This window comes from Natrinema ejinorense (assembly GCF_002494345.1).
Lineage (GTDB): Archaea > Halobacteriota > Halobacteria > Halobacteriales > Natrialbaceae > Natrinema > Natrinema longum.
In genome coordinates, this window is the sequence record NZ_NXNI01000001.1 from 1,044,264 (window position 1) to 1,061,595 (window position 17,332).

Annotated in this window: 15 protein-coding genes; 8 read left to right on the forward strand and 7 right to left on the reverse strand. The window is 66.0% G+C overall.

Going from position 1 to position 17,332, the window contains the following annotated elements; genetic code table 11:
* Positions 1 to 49 precede the first annotated feature (49 nt).
* On the forward strand, positions 50 to 373 hold the full coding sequence (locus tag CP557_RS05230; RefSeq protein ID WP_097378936.1) for a hypothetical protein: 324 nt from the start codon (positions 50 to 52) through the stop codon (positions 371 to 373).
* Between the two features lie 458 nt (positions 374 to 831).
* On the opposite strand, the gene CP557_RS05235 is transcribed toward CP557_RS05230, so the two are convergent.
* The 3 genes from CP557_RS05235 to CP557_RS05245 form a co-directional block, all read right to left on the reverse strand.
* Positions 832 to 4,575, reverse strand: a complete 3,744-nt coding sequence (locus tag CP557_RS05235; protein ID WP_097378937.1) for a glycoside hydrolase family 97 catalytic domain-containing protein — start codon at positions 4,573 to 4,575, stop codon at positions 832 to 834.
* Between the two features lie 207 nt (positions 4,576 to 4,782).
* Positions 4,783 to 6,687, reverse strand: a complete 1,905-nt coding sequence (locus CP557_RS05240) for a DHH family phosphoesterase (RefSeq protein WP_097378938.1) — start codon at positions 6,685 to 6,687, stop codon at positions 4,783 to 4,785.
* 125 nt (positions 6,688 to 6,812) lie between these two features.
* Positions 6,813 to 7,931: an outer membrane protein assembly factor BamB family protein gene (locus tag CP557_RS05245; RefSeq protein ID WP_097378939.1), complete on the reverse strand. Its 1,119-nt coding sequence runs from the start codon at positions 7,929 to 7,931 to the stop codon at positions 6,813 to 6,815.
* A 207-nt stretch (positions 7,932 to 8,138) separates the two neighbouring features.
* Between CP557_RS05245 and CP557_RS05250 the strand changes: the two genes are divergently transcribed.
* The gene (locus tag CP557_RS05250; protein WP_097378940.1) at positions 8,139 to 8,636 is read left to right on the forward strand and encodes a Mov34/MPN/PAD-1 family protein; all 498 of its coding nucleotides are present in this window, start codon (positions 8,139 to 8,141) and stop codon (positions 8,634 to 8,636) included.
* 100 nt (positions 8,637 to 8,736) lie between these two features.
* Positions 8,737 to 9,171, forward strand: a complete 435-nt coding sequence (locus CP557_RS05255; protein ID WP_097378941.1) for an adenylyltransferase/cytidyltransferase family protein — start codon at positions 8,737 to 8,739, stop codon at positions 9,169 to 9,171.
* 16 nt (positions 9,172 to 9,187) lie between these two features.
* Here CP557_RS05255 and CP557_RS22445 read toward each other — a convergent pair whose 3' ends face one another.
* The 3 genes from CP557_RS22445 to CP557_RS05265 all read right to left on the reverse strand — a co-directional run bounded on the left by CP557_RS22445 (position 9,188) and on the right by CP557_RS05265 (position 12,446).
* On the reverse strand, positions 9,188 to 9,343 hold the full coding sequence (locus CP557_RS22445; protein ID WP_169924342.1) for a hypothetical protein: 156 nt from the start codon (positions 9,341 to 9,343) through the stop codon (positions 9,188 to 9,190).
* Between the two features lie 117 nt (positions 9,344 to 9,460).
* Positions 9,461 to 11,188 carry a dihydroxy-acid dehydratase gene (ilvD, locus tag CP557_RS05260; protein WP_097378942.1) on the reverse strand — a complete coding sequence of 576 codons (1,728 nt, stop codon included), beginning with the start codon at positions 11,186 to 11,188 and terminating at the stop codon, positions 9,461 to 9,463.
* 157 nt (positions 11,189 to 11,345) lie between these two features.
* Positions 11,346 to 12,446: a pyridoxal phosphate-dependent aminotransferase gene (locus CP557_RS05265; RefSeq protein ID WP_097378943.1), complete on the reverse strand. Its 1,101-nt coding sequence runs from the start codon at positions 12,444 to 12,446 to the stop codon at positions 11,346 to 11,348.
* 145 nt (positions 12,447 to 12,591) lie between these two features.
* Here CP557_RS05265 and CP557_RS05270 point away from each other — a divergent pair, with 145 nt between their 5' ends.
* Positions 12,592 to 13,104: a CinA family protein gene (locus CP557_RS05270; protein WP_097378944.1), complete on the forward strand. Its 513-nt coding sequence runs from the start codon at positions 12,592 to 12,594 to the stop codon at positions 13,102 to 13,104.
* A gap of 208 nt (positions 13,105 to 13,312) precedes the next feature.
* The gene (locus tag CP557_RS05275; protein WP_097378945.1) at positions 13,313 to 13,798 is read left to right on the forward strand and encodes a metal-dependent hydrolase; all 486 of its coding nucleotides are present in this window, start codon (positions 13,313 to 13,315) and stop codon (positions 13,796 to 13,798) included.
* Positions 13,799 to 13,854: 56 nt separating this feature from the next.
* Here the strand turns inward: CP557_RS05275 and CP557_RS05280 are convergent, their stop codons facing one another.
* Entirely contained in the window at positions 13,855 to 14,853 is a 999-nt protein-coding gene (locus CP557_RS05280; RefSeq protein WP_097378946.1) for a DUF7139 domain-containing protein, read from the reverse strand.
* 126 nt (positions 14,854 to 14,979) lie between these two features.
* On the opposite strand from CP557_RS05280, the gene CP557_RS05285 reads away from it, so the two are divergent.
* From CP557_RS05285 to CP557_RS05295, 3 genes are all read left to right on the forward strand, one after another.
* Positions 14,980 to 15,267, forward strand: a complete 288-nt coding sequence (locus tag CP557_RS05285) for a DUF5789 family protein (protein ID WP_097378947.1) — start codon at positions 14,980 to 14,982, stop codon at positions 15,265 to 15,267.
* A 4-nt stretch (positions 15,268 to 15,271) separates the two neighbouring features.
* Positions 15,272 to 15,967, forward strand: coding sequence for a CPBP family glutamic-type intramembrane protease (locus tag CP557_RS05290; protein ID WP_097378948.1), 696 nt, complete (start codon positions 15,272 to 15,274; stop codon positions 15,965 to 15,967).
* A gap of 116 nt (positions 15,968 to 16,083) precedes the next feature.
* A complete protein-coding gene (locus CP557_RS05295; RefSeq protein WP_097378949.1) occupies positions 16,084 to 17,313 on the forward strand; it encodes an ArsA family ATPase in 1,230 nt (409 codons plus the stop codon).
* Positions 17,314 to 17,332: the final 19 nt, after the last annotated feature.

Genomic DNA, 17,332 nt, shown 5'->3' on the forward strand with positions numbered 1-17,332 from the left:
ACGCGACGACCACGAAAGGCCTATCCGGCCCGCTCGAGACCCCTCCCGTATGAGCCTCGACGATCTCAACGATGCGGTTACGGACTCGTACAGTGACATCGGTGACGAACTCGCCGTCTCGCTGGACCGCGAGACGCGCAACGAACTCGCACTGCTCGAGACGGCCTTAGAGCCCGAGGAGACGGACGAACTCGTCCGCCGAGCGATCCACATGCTCTTTCAGTCGACCGTCGACACCGGCAAACTCGACTTCCAGCTCAGGTCGGCCTACGACGTGACTTACGACGAGTACTTGTCCGACATGACCTTCGAGGAGATGACCGGCGCGGACCAGTACCCGTCACTGGACGACGAGCGACGCTACCAGTTCTGATCGCGTCCCGGGTGGAACGACCCGTCGACTGACCGTCGCGATTTTCGACGGCTCCGGCCGTGAACCTGCTACACGTTCTAGGATCACTATCTGATTTCACCGCTATAACAGGCGAGCTTATCGGCGCTCAGTTCCTCGACCCCCACATGGCAATCAGTCAACAGTCACTCGAATCCGACTATCGCTGTCCCGACTGTCCGGGTTCGCTGTCGACCCGATACGAGTCGGTCGTCTGCGACGACTGCGGATACGCGCCGCGTCACGGCGCCGATTAATCGCGGCACTCCCGCGGTCTCGAGTTCACCGCACCGATTCCGACCGATTCTCGAAGCGCGTTCGTCGGTACTCCGTTCCGTCTGCAACGGGGGGCCGTCCGAGACGGAGCGAAGAGGCCCACCGCGTCGCGGTCGGGTGGGTGCTCGTCGCGTGCCTGCTGCGTTCTCGCGCCCGATTTTCGATCAGCCGTCGCCCAGCCGGACGAACGGCAGCGTCGCTCGTTCGTCGGCCGAGTAGGCCAGCGCATCGGCCTGGGTGACGTCCGCGGGCGTCACCAGGTCCATCACGCGGGGTGCGTTCTCGACCGCGCCGGGAACGGCCCCGCCGAACACGTAGCCCCCGGCGTCTTCGGCGATGGGGCGGAGCGAACCCCGGTCCTCGGACTGGACCATCGCGACGACCTCCAGCTCCGAAATGTCGGTCTCGCCGAACGCCGCTCGATCGACCGAGAGGGAGACGACATTGGCGTCGTGATCGACGTCGTCCCGAACGGCGATTTCGGTTCCGTCGGCGTCGATCAGCGGGTTCCCGCCCGCGTCGACCGCGCTTTTCGTGAACCCGCTCACCTCGAGGCGGTAGTGCCATGCCGACTCGAAGTCGGCGGCCACACCGATATCACCGACTTCGGACGTCGTGCCGCCGTCAGCGGTCGGATCGCGGAGCCACAGCACGAACAGCTGCGGTGAGAAGCCGCGATCGCTCCCGAACGCGTTGGTCAGGGTTTCGACGGCGAACGAGAACTGGACGGCGCTCGCGGTCCGTGTCACCTCGAACGACCGGAGGTCGAAGACGCCGTCCGCGAACGCGTCGGCCGTCGGATACGTGTACTCGCCGGGCCCGTCGTCGTCGCCGCTCGGATCGTCGAACGACGCGACGGTCACCGGCGGCTTCACCGTCACCGACCGGCTGGCGAGGGTCCCCCCCTCGAGCGTCCGGACGGTCACGTCGTAGGTTCCCGCGGCGTCGATCGACGAGCCGAACGCGAACGGCTCGTCGGTCGTGCCCGGTGCGAACCGGACGTTTTCGACGGCGACGACCTCGCCGTCGACGACGAGTTCCACGTTCGTCCCGCCGATGTAGTCGCCGTCGTTCGACCCGGTCGCCGCGATGAACGGCTCCCGAACGAACGTCTCCGCGTCGATCGAAACGTCGATATCTTGCGAGGGGCGTTCGTAGGTCGGGAGCGTCTCGAGGTCATCCCGCGTCGCCGAACGGAGCCGAACGGCGGTGCCGCCGGAGCCGACCGTCGACGCCAACAGCGTCGTGGACGCGTCGACGATCGCCTCGTCGATACGGACGTCCTCGAGATTCCCGTCGTAGCTGGCGTCGATACCGTCCGAGTAGATTTCGGCGACGTACTTTCCTTTCTTGTGGCCGTTTCCGTGCCCTTTCCCCCTGGCTTTCTCGTGTCCTTTCCCGCGGCCTTTCTTGTGGCCCTTTCCGTGACCTCGGTCGGACGCGGACTCGAGGAAGTCGAGCGGGACGTCGAGCGCGCGACCGTTCTCGTCGGTCATCGCGCCGACGTACCACTCTTCGCCCTTCCGCCGGGCGGTGATCATGTAGTCGCCGATCGACGAATTCAGGACGCGCGTGTCGCCCCAGCCCGCGGCCGGCACGTCCTTGATGAACTGGAACGCGGGAACCGTCGGTCCGGTGATCGGCGGTTTGTCCGGCTCCGGCATCGACCGCCCGGATTCCGTGACGGCGATCGAATCGAGGTTGAAGCCGCCGGTGTCCTCGTCGGTCAGCGTAAGTGAGAGGTCGTCTCCGCCCTCGAGGGAGACCGTCGTCGCCGTGGCGGTCCAGACGTCCCAGTACTCCGTTCCCGGTATCGATAGCTGTTCGACCGGCTCGCCGTCGATACGGAGCGTGGCCGTCGCGTCGACGCCGTCTCCGAGCCCGTTGTCGGCCTCGTAGTTCGCCACTCGGAGGTGGACGTCGTACTCGCCCGCGTCGACGTCCTCGAGCGTCCAGGCGGCCGTCGAGCCGCTGTCGACGCTGTTGGCGTCGAACGGAACGTACGCTTCGCCCTGCGCGTGTGCCCACTCGGACTGGGTGACGAGCCCGTCCAGGTCGGCGTGTTGGACCTGCGCGACCTCGCCGACCTCGAGCGTCGCGGGCTGGTCGGCCAGATACGAACTCGGCAGGTCGGCGACCATCTGGAGCCCGCTGAAGTAGGTCGGATACATCGCGAGCTGCTTGGCTCGGGTCGTCTCGATGCCGCCGGAGCCGGAGTCCATGTCGAAGATCCCCGGCGTGTACTCGACGGGACCGGCGAGCATCCGCGTGAACGGGAACGTGACGTGATGGGCCGGGCTGACGTCGCCGAAGGAGTCGTACTCCTGGCCTTTCACGCCCTCGCGGGTCATCAGGTTGGGGTAGGTCCGGCGGCGACCGGTCGGGTGGATCGGCTCGTGAATATCGAGCATCTGTCGATTGGCGGCCGCCCGCTCCGCGACCAGCGTGTGGTGGTTGACCAGCACCTGATTGTGGTGATTGTACCCCTCGCCGGCCAGATCTCCGTCGTCGGCGACGTAGCCGTTCTTGATCGTCCGAATGCCGAGGTCGTCGTACAGGCCGAACGCCTCCTCGAGCTGGGACTCGTAATTCCGGAGGTCGCCCGCCGTCTCGTTGTGCATCGTCATCTGGGTCGGCGGCTCGAGGCTCGCACCGTAGTCGGTCACCTCCTCGAGATCGAAGTCGGGATACGATTCGGTGAAGTCGAGGACGCTCCCGTCGCCCGGGTAGCTCGACCAGCCTCGGTTCCAGCCTTCGACGAGGACGCCCGAAATGCCGTGCTCGCTCGCGAAGTCCATGTACTGCTTCGCCCGCCCGGTCTGTGCGCCGTGATTACCGGTCTGTGGACCCTGATACTCCCAGTCGGCGCGACCGGTGATCATCAACCACCAGACGCCGACGAACTTCTGGGGCTCGATCCAGTCGGTCCCCTGCGTGAACACGTCGTCGCTGTAGTCCTCGTTGAGGTTGACGATGAGGTTCGATTCGACGAGATCCCCAGGCCGACGGCCGAGCTGGACCGTCCGCCACGGCGTCGCGTGGGGGGCCGACGCGGACACCTTCGTCCCGTCGGGCAGCGGCGCCAGCGTCGACTCGAACGCGGTATCGCCGCTCTCGTCCGGCGCGATCGCCAGCGAGGCGTAGTCGTCGAGGTTCGCCTCGTGGACGCTGACGTAGTGATCGTCGTCGGTCCGCATCGTCATCGGCGTGTGGATCCCGTCGAACGCGCCGTCAAGGTCCGTCTCGAGCGTCGAGCCGATCTCGCTCAACGGCGTCTCCTCGTACTCGACCTCGAAGTTGTTGTAGTCGTTGGGAATCCACCACGACTCGTAATCGTCGGCGAAGGCGTACTGAGTCCGCTCGGACGTGATGACGAACTGATCACCGAAGCTCTCGTCGAAGAGGAACCGAAACCCGACTCCGTCGTCGAACACCCGCACCTCGAGGGTGCCACCTCGGCCCGGAGTCGCGGTCTCCTCGAGGCCGAGTCGGAGTTCGGTGTAGCGTTCCCGGATCTCGTCGTACTGGTCCCAGACCGGGTCCCACGTCGTATCGACCGTCGTCCGCTCACTCCCCGTGACGGCGATCTCGGACGCGTCGTCCCCGACGCCGAAAGGGTGCTGATTCTGGAACTCGAAGCCGAGGCGCGACGAGTCGATGACGGACGTCCCCTCGAACGAGACGCTGTAAGTCGGCGTCCCGTCGGCGATGTCGACAGCGACTGTCACGTTCTCGTCCGGTGACGAAACCGTCTGAGTCGTCGAGTCGTTGCCCTCGTCGACCGGCGACGCGGCGTCCGCCGATACGTTCAGGGAGTACGTCGTTGCCGCGAACAGCGACGCCATACCGCCGAGCAGTCCGCGCCGTTGATACCGGCCGAATGATTGGTGTGATCTTTCATCAGCCATATCCACTCGTACGTCCTGATACGTTCACTAAAAATTTACTACGATTGGAATTCTGGTGAGAAAGGGCGCGCAGCAGCGCTCTAACGGGGCTTCGAACCCACTCTCGAGCGACGCGATCCTCCAGCCGGAGGCGCGCCGCCGAGTCGCGGGGCCCGCCAGCCGTCGCTAACCGATTCGAAAAAGCCGAAACGAGCGGTCGAGCGGCGATCAGTCGTCGATCGGAGCCGCACTCGAGAGCGCTTCGTCGATGTCTGCCTCGGCCATCTTTTCGACCAAGGCGTCGATCACTTCCTCGCGCTTGCCGGAGACGAACTTGATCGAGCCGACGACGAGGTGGCCGCCGCCGGAGACGCCGCCGCCCGCGATTTCGGCCTCGAGTTCCGAGACCATGTTCGGAATGTCCAGCCGGACGCCGTCACTGCGGAGGACGGCGAAGTCCGGGCCGTAGCCGACCGTGATGACCGGATCGCCCGTCTCCTCGATCTTCCGGTCGTGGATCTCGCCCGTGGTCTTCCCCGGTGCGGGGTACGTAAACCGATGGGCGTAGTTCTCCACGTCGATCCGGTAGAGGTGGGCGCCGTTGTCGAGTGTCTCGTGCTCGAGGTGGGCCATCGCGGCGTCGAGTTGCTCGTCGACTTCTTCGCGCCCGCGGTCGGCAAAGAACTCGACGAGTTCGCGGTGTCTGTCCTCGTCGTCGCTGTCGACCTGCAGCAGGTCCTGAATCAGCTGGTCACCGGAGTTGTAGCGCAGCCAGAAGGCGGCGTAATCCAGCGCCTCGCTGACGTCCTGGAGCCGGTCCTCGTCGTATCCCTCCTCGTCGGCGAGCGCGAGGTAATCGTCCATCGCGTCGGCCTTCGAGCGATCCGAGAGGCCGGCGACGGCTGGGATGTGGCGGAGTTCGTCGGTGAGATCGGGGTAGATCATCCGCGCGAGTTCGACGCAGAGCATCCCCGTCGTGATCCGGTAGTCTTCGCCGTGGAGGTAGGGATTGACGTGGGCGTCGAGCAGGTCCTCGACCGCATCCGGGTCGGGATGGTGGTGGTCGACGACCGCGATCGGGATGTCGTAGTGGGCCAGCGTCTCGTAGGCCGGGACGTCCTCGGCCGTCGAACCGTTGTCCAGCATGAGCAGGAGCGGGAGCTGCTGGCCGTGTTTCTCGCGGTCCTCGAGCGCGAAGTTGAGGTCCCGCGTGGCGTCTTCCATCTCGTAGAACGGCGCTTTCGCCGGCAGTCGCTTGATGAGGTGACGCGGCGCGTCCGCGTCCTCGTGGACGTCGGCGATAAACCGCTGGAGTGCGATCTGAACGGGCACGGCAGCACACATTCCGTCACCGTCGGCGTGGTGGCGCACCCGGATCGGTCGCCCCTCGAGTACGGTCCGTCGGAGCAGTTGCGCGACTTCCTCGAGGTTCGGACGGAGCTTTTCGAAGGCCGGCCAGTCGATCAGGGGCTCGACGTCGTGGGGCTCGGCGCGAGCATCGAGAGCGTCCTCGAGGCGTTCGCGGGCTTCCTCGGCAGCCTCGCCGTCGAGTTTCGAGAGGCCGTCGACCTCGACTTGGACCGACCCTTCCCGGTGTTCCGGCGTGCCGGTGACCCGAACGACGTCGCCGACCTCGATGGCGGGGTAGGCGCGGACGCCGGCCTCTTCGAAGGCGGCACAGGGAACGACGCCGTGTTCGTCGGAGACGTGGAAGATCGTCGGCCCACCGGTCTGTTTGACCTGTGTGACCGTTCCCTCGAGGTGGATCTGGTCGCCGATATTGCTCTCGAGGCGGTCGGTCCCCGTCAGCGAGTAGTCGTGACCGACCTCCTCGAGGGTGTAATCATCGACATCGACGGTCTCGAAGGCCAGGTCACCGTTGTCGCGGACGCTCTCGAGTTCGACGACGAGTTCGTCGCCGACGGCGAACGTGCCCTCGAGGACGGACTCGTGGACGAGTCCGGAGATGGAGTCGGAGAGATCGACGAAGACGCCGTAGTCGACGATGCCGTTGATTTCGGCGAGATAGGGGCGGCCGTGCTCGACGTCGTCGGCGGTACAATCGGAAGCGAGATCGTAGACGACGGAATCCCCGTCGTCTGCGCCGGGTTCCCCGGCGGAGTCACGCGTCATCTTGATTCAACGTTTGGGGGTGGTCGCGTATAACCCTTGTCAAGAAGCGATGGGGCTCGAGGGAGTCGGTCACCGGCCCGTACGGTCGGGCTCCGCTGAGCGGTGCTCGGGGGGATGACGGGATCTCACTCGGGGGGTGACAGGGCCCAAAGCGTTCCCTCGCTGGTCTGGGCAAACGCCTGTTCGCCGGCGGCACCGAGTCCGAAGCCGCTGGTCGGAAGTGATGTCTCGGGCCGAGCGAAGAACGACGCGCCGTCGGTCCACGTCACGGTTCCGTCGGCCGTCCCGACAACGAGCGTCGCCGGCGTCGATACTGCTCGAGTGACAGGTGCGTCGAACCGCATTTCGTACCGTTCGCTGCCGTCTGCCGCCGAGAGTTCGTACACCGTTCCGAACGTATCCGACGGGGCGTCGTCCGTCGACTCCGCGACGAGCAGCGACGAGTCGGTTGCGTGGACCCCCATGATCTCGGCACCTCGACCGAACGGCGTCCGCCACCGACCGGACCCGTCCGCCGCGTCGAGTGCGACGACATCACCGCCACCGCCGACGGAGACCGTGTCGTGGATCGGAACCGGGCCGACGGCGGTTGCCTCCCATTGCGCCGGTCGCCAACTCCACGAGGTGGTCCCGTCGGTGGGTGAGATCGCAACCACTCCGTCCGCGTCACCGAAATAGACCGCGTGATCGTCGGCCGCCAACTGGTCGTCCGGGGCGGCGACGACGGTAAAATCCGTTTCGGGGACGTGGGACTGTTCCCATCGTACCGATCCGTCGGCGGTCTCGAGCGCGGCGAGACCGCCGTTTGCAGCGTATAGCGTTCCGTTCGCCACGGCCATCGCCGACGAGTGATTGGATACCGTCTGCCGCCACCGTCGTGTCCCAGTCCGGGCATCGAAAGCGGAGATCCGCGACTGCCCCGATTCCCGTTTTTCGCCGACGTACACGGAACCGTCGGCGGCGACGAGACCGGTCGGTCGACCGAACTCGTGTTCCCACTGCTGCTTTCCCGTCTCCGTATCGAACGCGACCAGTTGCCCGGTTTCGAGACTACCGTCGCGGCTGCCACCCGCGGCGACGACTCCCTCGGTAGTCACCGGTGACCCGAGGGCACCCGGCTCGGGGACTGAAGCCGACCAGTCAGCTCCGTCCGGTTCACGAAGCCGGGGCAACGATACACAACCGGCAATCCCGGAGGAAAAGATGCCGATGCCAGTAGCGAGAACCGAGCGGCGGGAAGACATCGCTCGATAGTGGGCGGGGAGAGCACATATGTATTTTGGACAACCATATACGGGGGGAAATTGATCCGATTCATCGGCGGTCTCGAGTGGAATCGAACGCGTTCGGATCGTGAAACCAGCCCGTTGTCGCCGACCGATCGGCCGCGCAGCGCTCGAGGCAACCGGTGCATCGGAACGTTTAGCAACCGCAAGGCCTCAGAGGGTGATATGGGGCTGTTCGACGCGCTGTTTCGCTCGAGCGAGATCCTCGGCATCGCCGAGGAGACCCTCGAGTTCGCCCTCGAGTCCTCCGAGGAGACCCATCCCAACGAGTACATGGGGTTTCTCCGGGGGACCGAGGCCGATCGCCTGGGACTGGACCGGGAGGGCCTGGTCATCACGGACATCCTCGTGGTGCCCGGCACGGAGTCCAACAGCGTCAGCGCGACCGTCAAGACGAACCAGATTCCAAACGACGTGAAGGCGCTGGGGAGCATTCACTCCCATCCCAACGGCGTCATCCGCCCGAGCGACGCCGACCTGGACACGTTCGGCCGCGGGAGCGTCCACGTCATCATCGGTGCGCCCTACCGCCGGACCGACTGGAAGGCGTTCGATTCGCAGGGCAAACCGACCACGTTGAACGTGATCGACGTCGACCTGCCCGACACCGACGACTTCTTCGATTTCACGCAAGCGGATATCGACGAGGAACTGCGCCGATGACACTGCCGAGACTCGAGACGATGCCACCAGTGACTACCGACTCAACCGCGACGGGATCGACACGCGAACCGCCAACCCCCCACTCCACAGGGAGGGACAGATGACGCGGACGGTCATCGCTCAGGGAACGTTCGACATCCTCCACCCCGGCCACGTCCACTACCTCGAGGAGGCCGCCGCGATGGGCGATGAACTCGCCGTCATCGTCGCCCGCAGGGCGAACGTCGATCACAAGGAGGCACCGATCTGCCCGGCCACCCAGCGCCGCGACGTCGTCGCCGCGCTCGAGTCCGTCGACGAGGCCCTGCTCGGCCACGAGGAAGACATCTTCGTCCCGATCGAGGAGATCGACCCCGACGTGATCGCGCTGGGCCACGACCAACATCACGACGACGACGCCATCGCGGCCGAACTCGAGGCTCGCGGGATCGACTGTGAGGTACGCCGAGCGAGCGGTCGGGAGTCGAGCGACGGCGACCAACTCCTCTCGACGCGGCTGATCATCGACCGGATCCTCGAGCGACGGGGGGAGTGACCCCGGTCGCACCGAGTCAGTTTTCGAGGACGACCGGCGGCGGCAACCGAAGTGAATCGACCGTATGCCCCGTCTCGACGAAGTGTTCGATCGCTTTCTCCGAAACTTCCTTTTCGGTGTAGCCGTCGGCCGTCGTGATCCGCCAGTCACACTCGAGACAGTATTTGCACATACGTCGGTCTACCTGAGAGTGAGTCACAAGGCCGGGAAAGAGTCGTGCAGGAAAGCGAAGGGGCCACTTTGCGGGGACACTGGTCCGAGCGTGCCGGTTCCGTCCGAGCCCGCCGGCTTACTCCTTTTTGACGCCGGGGTTGGTCACGGCACCGTTGGCCGCCGAGCCGAAGTCACGGCCGAACTTCGCGAGGACGCCGTTCTCGTAGTTGGGCTCGGGCTGGTCCCACTCCTCGCGGCGGGCCTCGAGTTCGGCCTCGTCGACGTCGACCTCGAGGGTTCGCTCTTCGATGTCGATGGTGATCACGTCGCCGTCCTCGATGAGGCCGATGGGGCCGCCGGCGAACGCCTCGGGGGCGACGTGGCCGATCGAGAACCCACGCGTCGCGCCGGAGAAGCGGCCGTCGGTGATGAGCGCGACGTCTTCGGCGTGGCCCTGGCCGGCGACCGCGCTCGTGACGCCCAGCATCTCGCGCATGCCGGGCCCACCCTGTGGCCCCTCGTTGCGGATGACGATCACGTCGCCGCTCTCGACGTGGCCTTCCTGGACGTACGCCATCGCGTTTTCCTCGTTCTCGAAGACGCGGACGGGTCCTTCGTGGTGGAGGTCGTCGTCGCCGGTGACCTTGAGGACCGAGCCGCCCGGCGCGAGGTTGCCCGTCAGGATCCGGATCGCACCCTGCTCGTTTTTGGGCTCGTCGACGGTGTAGAGGAAGTCGACGTCTAATTCCTCGATCGTTGGCGGATCGATTCGCTCGAGTTCCTCGCCGATCGTGTTCCCCGTGACCGTCAGCGCGTCGCCGTGGAGCAGATCGGCCTCGTGGAGGGCGTTCAGAACGACCGGAACGCCGCCGACCTCGTGGAGGTCGTTCATCACGCGCGTACCGCCGGGCTGGAGGTCGGCGATCTTCGGGGTCCGCCGACTGACCTCGTCGAACTCCTCGATGGAGAGGTCGACGCCGGCCTCGGCGGCCATCGCAAGCAGGTGGAGCACGGCGTTGGTCGAGCCGCCGACGGCGACCTGCAGGGCGATGGCGTTCTCGAACGACTCCTTGCTGAGGAAATCCGACGGCTTGCGCTGTGCTTCGACGGCCTCGACGGCGAGTTCGCCGGCTTCGCGGGCGACGTCGTATCGCGATTCGTCCTCGGCGGGCGGGCTGGCGCTGCCCAGCGGCGCGAAGCCGAGCGCTTCCGAGATCGATGCCATCGTGTTGGCGGTGAACATGCCGCCACAGGAGCCCGCGCCGGGACAGGCGTTGCGCTCCATCTCGTCGAGTTCTTCGCCGGACATCTCGCCGTCCGCGACGGCACCGACGCCCTCGAAGAGGTTCTGGACGGTGACTTCCCGACCCTCGTGCTCGCCGGGCATGATCGAACCGCCATAGAGGAAGACCGAGGGGAGGTCAGTCCGGATCGAGGCCATCATCATCCCGGGCATGTTCTTGTCACAGCCGCCGATGGTGACCAGCCCGTCCATGCGCTCGCCGAAGGAGACGAGTTCGACGGAGTCGGCGATGAGTTCCCGGGAGATCAACGAGGCCTTCATCCCCTCGGTTCCCATCGAAATCGCGTCGGAAATCGTGATCGTCCCGAACTCGATGGGCATCCCACCGCTCTCGTCGATCCCCTCGAGGGCCGATTCGGCGACGTCGTCGAGGTGGACGTTACACGGCGTGATGTCGGCCGCGGGATTGGGCACGCCGATCATCGGCGATCCGAAGTCCTCGTCGTCGAACCCCATTGCACGGAACATCGCGCGGTGTGGTGCCTTGTCCGGCCCCTCCGTCACTTCGCGGCTCCGCAACTGCTCGTCTTTCCCGTAGTCGAACTCGTCGTCGCTGCTCATGGCTCTATCTTGATTCGAAAGGGTATAAGTCACCCTTTCTCGGTCAACCCTTCGTGCAACGGCGGCCCGGCCGAACCGGTTCGGACGTTCGACCGGGAACGTCGCCCGCGACACCGTCGTGCGAGTAGATGGGCAGTGACGTACAGTCGCTACGATATCAGTCGAAATACCGTGCCAACCGCTCGGCCGCTTCTCCGACACGCGGCGTCACGAGCGCGAACCGTAGCCACTCGCTTCGAGAGTCGCCGAAGGCCTCGCCTGGCATTCCGGCAACGCCGGCCTCGTCGATCAGGCGCTCGACGTTCTCGAGCGTGCCCGGATAGCCGTCGAACCGAGCCATGACGTAGAACGACCCGCTCGGGGACGTGTACTCCGCTCCGGCCGCGTCGAGGGCGTCGGTGAAGGTTTCGACGCGATCGCGAAGCCGTTCGCGGTTGCGCTCGTAGTAGTCGGGTCCCGTCTCCCGGAGCGCTTTCAACACCGCGTACTGACCGGGCCGGGTCGTGGCGACGTTGACCAGCATGTGGCGGCTCTTGGCGTTCGCGGCGAGTCCGGGTGGGAAGATGGCGTATCCAACCCGAACGCCGGTGACCGCCATCGACTTCGAGACCGCGTTGGTGACGATCCGGTGGTCGGAATCGGTCTCGAGCGCGCTCGCGAACTCCCCGGAGAGATCGTAGTGGTCGTACACCTCGTCGCTGATCAACACGGCATCGACTTCCTCGGCGATAGCGACGAGTTCCCGCATGGTTTCGGCGGGGTAGACCGCACCCGTCGGATTGTTCGGCGTATTCACCACGATGGCAGCCGTCTCCGCACTGGCGGCCGCGCGGACATCGTCCGGATCGAGCTGTCCCGTCTCGTCCGTCGCGACGTACGACTGGGTCCCGCCGAGCATCGTCGTCTTCCCCGGATAGTAGGGATAGACGGGATCCGTCAGCAGGATCTCGTCGCCGCTGTCGCGCTCTAACGCCCGCGCCATCGCGAGGTAATTCGCCTCGCCGGCCCCGTTGGTCACGACGATCCGATCGGCATCGACGCCCCGCCGCGTTGCGATCTCCTCGCGCAACTCGAGCAAGCCCTCGCTGGGCGGGTACTGGAACCGGTCGGGCTCGAGGTCGGCGTACTCCCGGAGCCCCTCGCGGAGCGCGTCGGGCGGCTGCCAGTCGGGGTTCCCGCTGACCATGTCGATGACGTCGCGGTCCGCCGCGTCCGCGTACTCCATCACGTGGAAGAACAGCGGCGTCTCGTAATTCATGGGAGCTACTGGGAAGACCGGTACCGTTTGTCTTTTCCTTTCCGCGTCGAACGGGCGGGATCGGTGTTTTGGATCGCCGGTCCGAGTGGCGACCCGAAGTCGGCAACCCTCGCTTTCACAACGGTGCCTCCCTATCGACTCGAGTATGAACGACGATATCGACCGCGACCTGCCGATGGACGTCGCCGACGCGCTGCGCGACACCGGGGAGACGTTGGCCGTCGCCGAATCCTGTACCGGCGGGCTGATCGGCGCGGCAATCACTGCCGTTCCGGGCGCGAGCGACTACTTCGATTCGGGGTTGGCGACCTACGCGTACGACGCCAAGCGCCGTCACCTCGGCGTCAATCGCGAGTCGCTCGACGAGCACGGGGCGGTCTCCGAACCCGTCGCTCGAGAGATGGCACAGGGGATCAGAGACGTCACGGACGTGACCTGGGGGGTCTCGACGACGGGGATCGCCGGGCCGACGGGCGGGAGCGAGGAGACCCCAGTCGGCACCGTCTACATCGGGATTTCCTATGGGGCACCGTGGGGGAGCGAGGAATCGTATACGACCGTCTCCCGATACGTGTTCGACGGCGACCGTGCGGCGGTCCGTGCCAAAACCGTCGACCGGGCGCTTGCGGACCTGCTCGCGGAACTCGAGGCGCGTTGAGAGCGGCCGCTGTGAGACGATCCGGTGTCACTGGGTCCCGGCGCACCCACAGGCGGGTCGCGGCTGGGCCGGCACTGACTGACAGGAGTCCGTACGCATCCCCGGACGGAAGCGGTCCGTGTACGGCCATCCACTGCCGGAACCGACAGGGGCGAGTGACAGTCTCGAGAGAAAACTATTCCCCCGTCGACTTCCCAGATGCGGCTAGATGAACAAGAAGGGGCACGTCCTGAATGCCGTCCTGTTGAGCATCGGCCTGGGGTATCTTCTCGAGCCGACGGGGGATCTGGAGACGTTCAGAACGATCGTGATGATCGGCGTCCCGGTCGCACTCGGGGCGCTCTTTCCGGACGTGGACACTGCCTTCGGCAAACACCGGAAGACGCTGCACAACCTCCCGATTCTGGCCGGCTTTCTCGCCTTTCCCCACGTATTCGGCAATCTCGAGTACGTCTGGATCGGGGTCGTGACCCACTACGTCCTCGACGTTGCGGGGAGCAAGCGCGGCATCGCGCTGTTCTATCCGGTCTGGAAGAAGGAGTTCGGCCTGCCGATCGGGGTCGCGGTCAGCAGCAAGCGCGCCGACCTGATGATGCTGATCGTCACCGTCGCGGAACTACTACTCGTCGCGCTGGTCGTCTTTCGGATTCCTCAGTGGGGCCTCGAAATGGGTCGGCAGTTACTCGGGATTTAGAGCCGCTGGCTCGAAACCGATCGACCGGCGTCCTGACCGCTCTCGTGGCTGCCCCGTCACCGCCGGTTCGGCGTCCACTCCTCGCAGGCGTCCATGTCGTCCATTGCGGTCTCGTGACGCCCACAGTAGGGCACCATTCCCTCCGAGGAACGAACGTACTCGAAGTGTTTGCAGTTCCCGCAGTAGCGGTCGGCGGGTTCGCTGGGGGTTTCGGTCGACGATTCGACGATCTCCGCGTCGCGGCCGTCGCCCGTCTCGAGGGGCGAGGAGATGTCCGAAGCAGCCGACCCCCCGTCGCTGGTGGCGGTGCCGCCCGCTCGGCCGGGGGTCTTTCGGGTTCCGGCCGTGCCCGTCGCTCCCGTCGATCGCCCCGACGAGCGGGCGTCGACCGAATCCTCGTCGTAGGTGAGCGTCGCGTTCCCGGTTCCGCCGGTCCCATCGTCGGCGTTGGTCTGTGTCTCGACGTCGCCGTCGGGCGTGCCGCCGAAGAAGCCGATGCCGCCCAGTCCGCCCGCGTCGCTCGAGTCGTCGACCGAGAGGACGGTTTTGTTGTGGCGAGTGACGTTCATCTGGAGGTTCCCGCCGGGATCGTTGCGTCGCTTGAAGGTAGCGACGGCGCTGAACAGACACCAGATCGCCGAGAGGAGCCCGAGCAGGTAGATGGCGGAGACCTCGAGCGTGAGCTGTTCGCCGCCGTATCGCCAGTGTTGGGGATAGGCGTGCCAGAAGAGGACGACCCCGAGCAGGCAGAGACTCGCGCTGATGGCGGCCGTCGCCTGGACCCGCCGGCTGGCCGGCAACACGACGAAGACGCCCACGAGGATGGTCGGCACACTGAACCCAGCCAGAATCCCCGCGACGCGGACAGTCGCGAACCTGGGGGCCAGCTCTCCCGAGAGCTCGACCGCGAACTCGCCGAAGAGGTCGGTCGTCGCCACGAGTACGGCCACGACGGCGAGGGCCGCGCCGAGAAGCACGAGCGCCGTTCCCGTGTACAGGCGGCGACTCGTCACCCCCGGCGCGGTCCCGTCGTAAACCTCCGTCAGGCTTGTCATGCGAAGGCTTTCGGCGTCCCACCACAAAACGCTACGTCAGACACATCTCGATTGTCGGAGGGGTTCTCCGTTCGAGCCGGTGACGGAAGCGAAAGGTTGAATCGCCGTCCTCGCAAACGAGGCGCTATGAGCGACGACGACGAAGACGCACCGCCGGCAGTCACGCTCGGAGAGCAGACGCCGGTCGAGGGCGCACCCCTCGCCCGCGTGAGTTCGCGGCTGACCTGGCCAAAAGAGAAGAGCGAGGTCGACCGGCTCGAGGGGAACACGGTCCTTCGAACGCCCGACGGCCCCCGCGAACTCTCGGCCGTGCTCGAGGACGTCGACGAGACGTACTTCCAGCGCCACCAGGAGTTCGAGGGACACGTCCGGGACGTGATCGGGACGGGACCGATTCCGACCGCCGACGAGTAACACCGTGGCCTCCGAGCCGGACCGACACACCGACGATCGGCTGCGAACCCGGTTGCGACTCTCCTGGGTCCAGAAGTCGCTGCTGGCCGGTGCGGTGTTGACGGTGCTGTGGATGCGGCTCGTCCCCATCGATCTCGACCAGCGGATCGTCCTCGACAGTATCGTACTGATCGGGGGGCCGCTCGCGCTGGGGCTCTCGCATGGGAACCGCATCGGCTGGCGGGTCGATCGGACCGCAGTTCGGAACACGATCCTCCTCGCGGCGTTCGTGCTCCCCTTCTATTTCGTCGGCTCGACGCTGCCCACGATCCGGGCGTTCTACCCGATCTGGGAAACCTCGGCCGCGCCGGCGGCGTTCGTCCCACACGCGCTCAAACTCGTGGTGCTCGCCCTGGCCGCCGAAACCTACTACCGCGGGCTGCTCTGTGTCGGCGTCAAGGAGATCGGCATCGGTGCGGTGTTCATCAGTCCGGTCGTCTACATGCTCCACCACACCTCGAAGCCGCCGATCGAGTTCGTCCTCTCTGGCCCGACGGACGTCCTCTTCGGTGCCGTCGACTACAAATCCGACTCCATCCTCCCGTCGGTCGTCGCCCACGGCGGCGGGCTCGTCTTGCTCGATTGGCTCGTCCTGCACGAACCGCTGTTCGAGCCGACCCTCCTCCTGCGACTGCTCGAGTGGGTGCCAATTCCGGTCTGACGGTCGCGGCTTCGGGCAATACTGCCGTCACACAGCCGAACGTTGCGACGAGTACGACCGAAAGATCGCCGCCGGGAAACCAACGAATACTCGTGTCGGCGCGGGGTACCCGGCGTATGAGCGGCACCGACGTCGAACCGGCCGACGAAGACGAGGAGACGACAGCGAGGGACAGCGACGACGGCGCGAACACTATCGAGGTGACGCCGACCGACTCGGTCGACGAGGAGCCATCGGCGCGCGAAACCATCGACGTCGAACCGTCCGGCGAGCCGATCGACGGCCCCGAGTACGTCCTCTACGGCGGGAAAGGCGGCGTCGGAAAGACGACGATGGCGGCCGCGACCGCGCTCGACAGCGCCCGCGGTGGCACCCGGACGCTGGTCGTCTCGACCGACCCGGCCCACTCGCTTTCCGATACCTTCGAAACCGACATTCCGGCCGAGCCGGCGCGGATCCGCGACGATGTCCCCCTCTACGCGGCCGAGATCGATCCCGACGCCGCACTCGAGGACGGAGCGACCCCCTTCGGGGACGCGGCTGCGGGCGATGCGGAGGGGTCCCCCTTCGCTGGGGACGAGAGCGCGGGCGGCTCCCCGTTCCCGGGTGCCGAGGGCGGCGAGGGCGGCCCCCTCGGCGGTCTGGGCGACATGCTCGGCGGCGACTCGCCGATGGATGCGCTCTTCGGCGGTGCGATGCCCGGTGCCGACGAGGCCGCCGCGATGCAACTGCTCCTCGAGTACATGGACGACGAACGTTTCGAGCGCGTGATCGTCGACACGGCCCCCACGGGCCACACCCTTCGGCTCCTCCAGTTGCCCGAGATCATGGACACGATGATGGGGCGCTTGATGACGTTCCGCCAGCGCATCAGCGGGATGATCGACGGCGTCAAGGGGATGTTCGGGGGGAGCGAGGGCCTCGACGACGGGAGCGATCTCGAGGATCTGGAGGAACTCCGCGAGCGTATCGAGCGACTGCGAGCCGCACTGCGCGACCCCGCGCGGACTGATTTCCGGATCGTCATGGTGCCCGAGGAGATGAGCGTCTTCGAATCCAAACGGCTGCGCCAACAGCTCAGGGAGTTCGAGATTCCGGTCGGCACCGTCGTCGTCAACCGGGTGATGGAGCCGCTGTCGAACGTCACCGACGACGTCGATGGCGAGTTCCTCCAGCCCAACCTCGATGACTGTGAGTTCTGTCAACGTCGTTGGGACGTCCAACAATCCGCGTTAGCCGAAGCACAGGACCTCTTCCGTGGGACTGACGTACGGCGGGTCCCGCTGTTCGCCGAGGAGGTCCGCGGGGAGGGCATGCTCGAGGTCGTGGCGGCCTGTCTCCGGTAATCGTTCGCGGCTCGCTGTT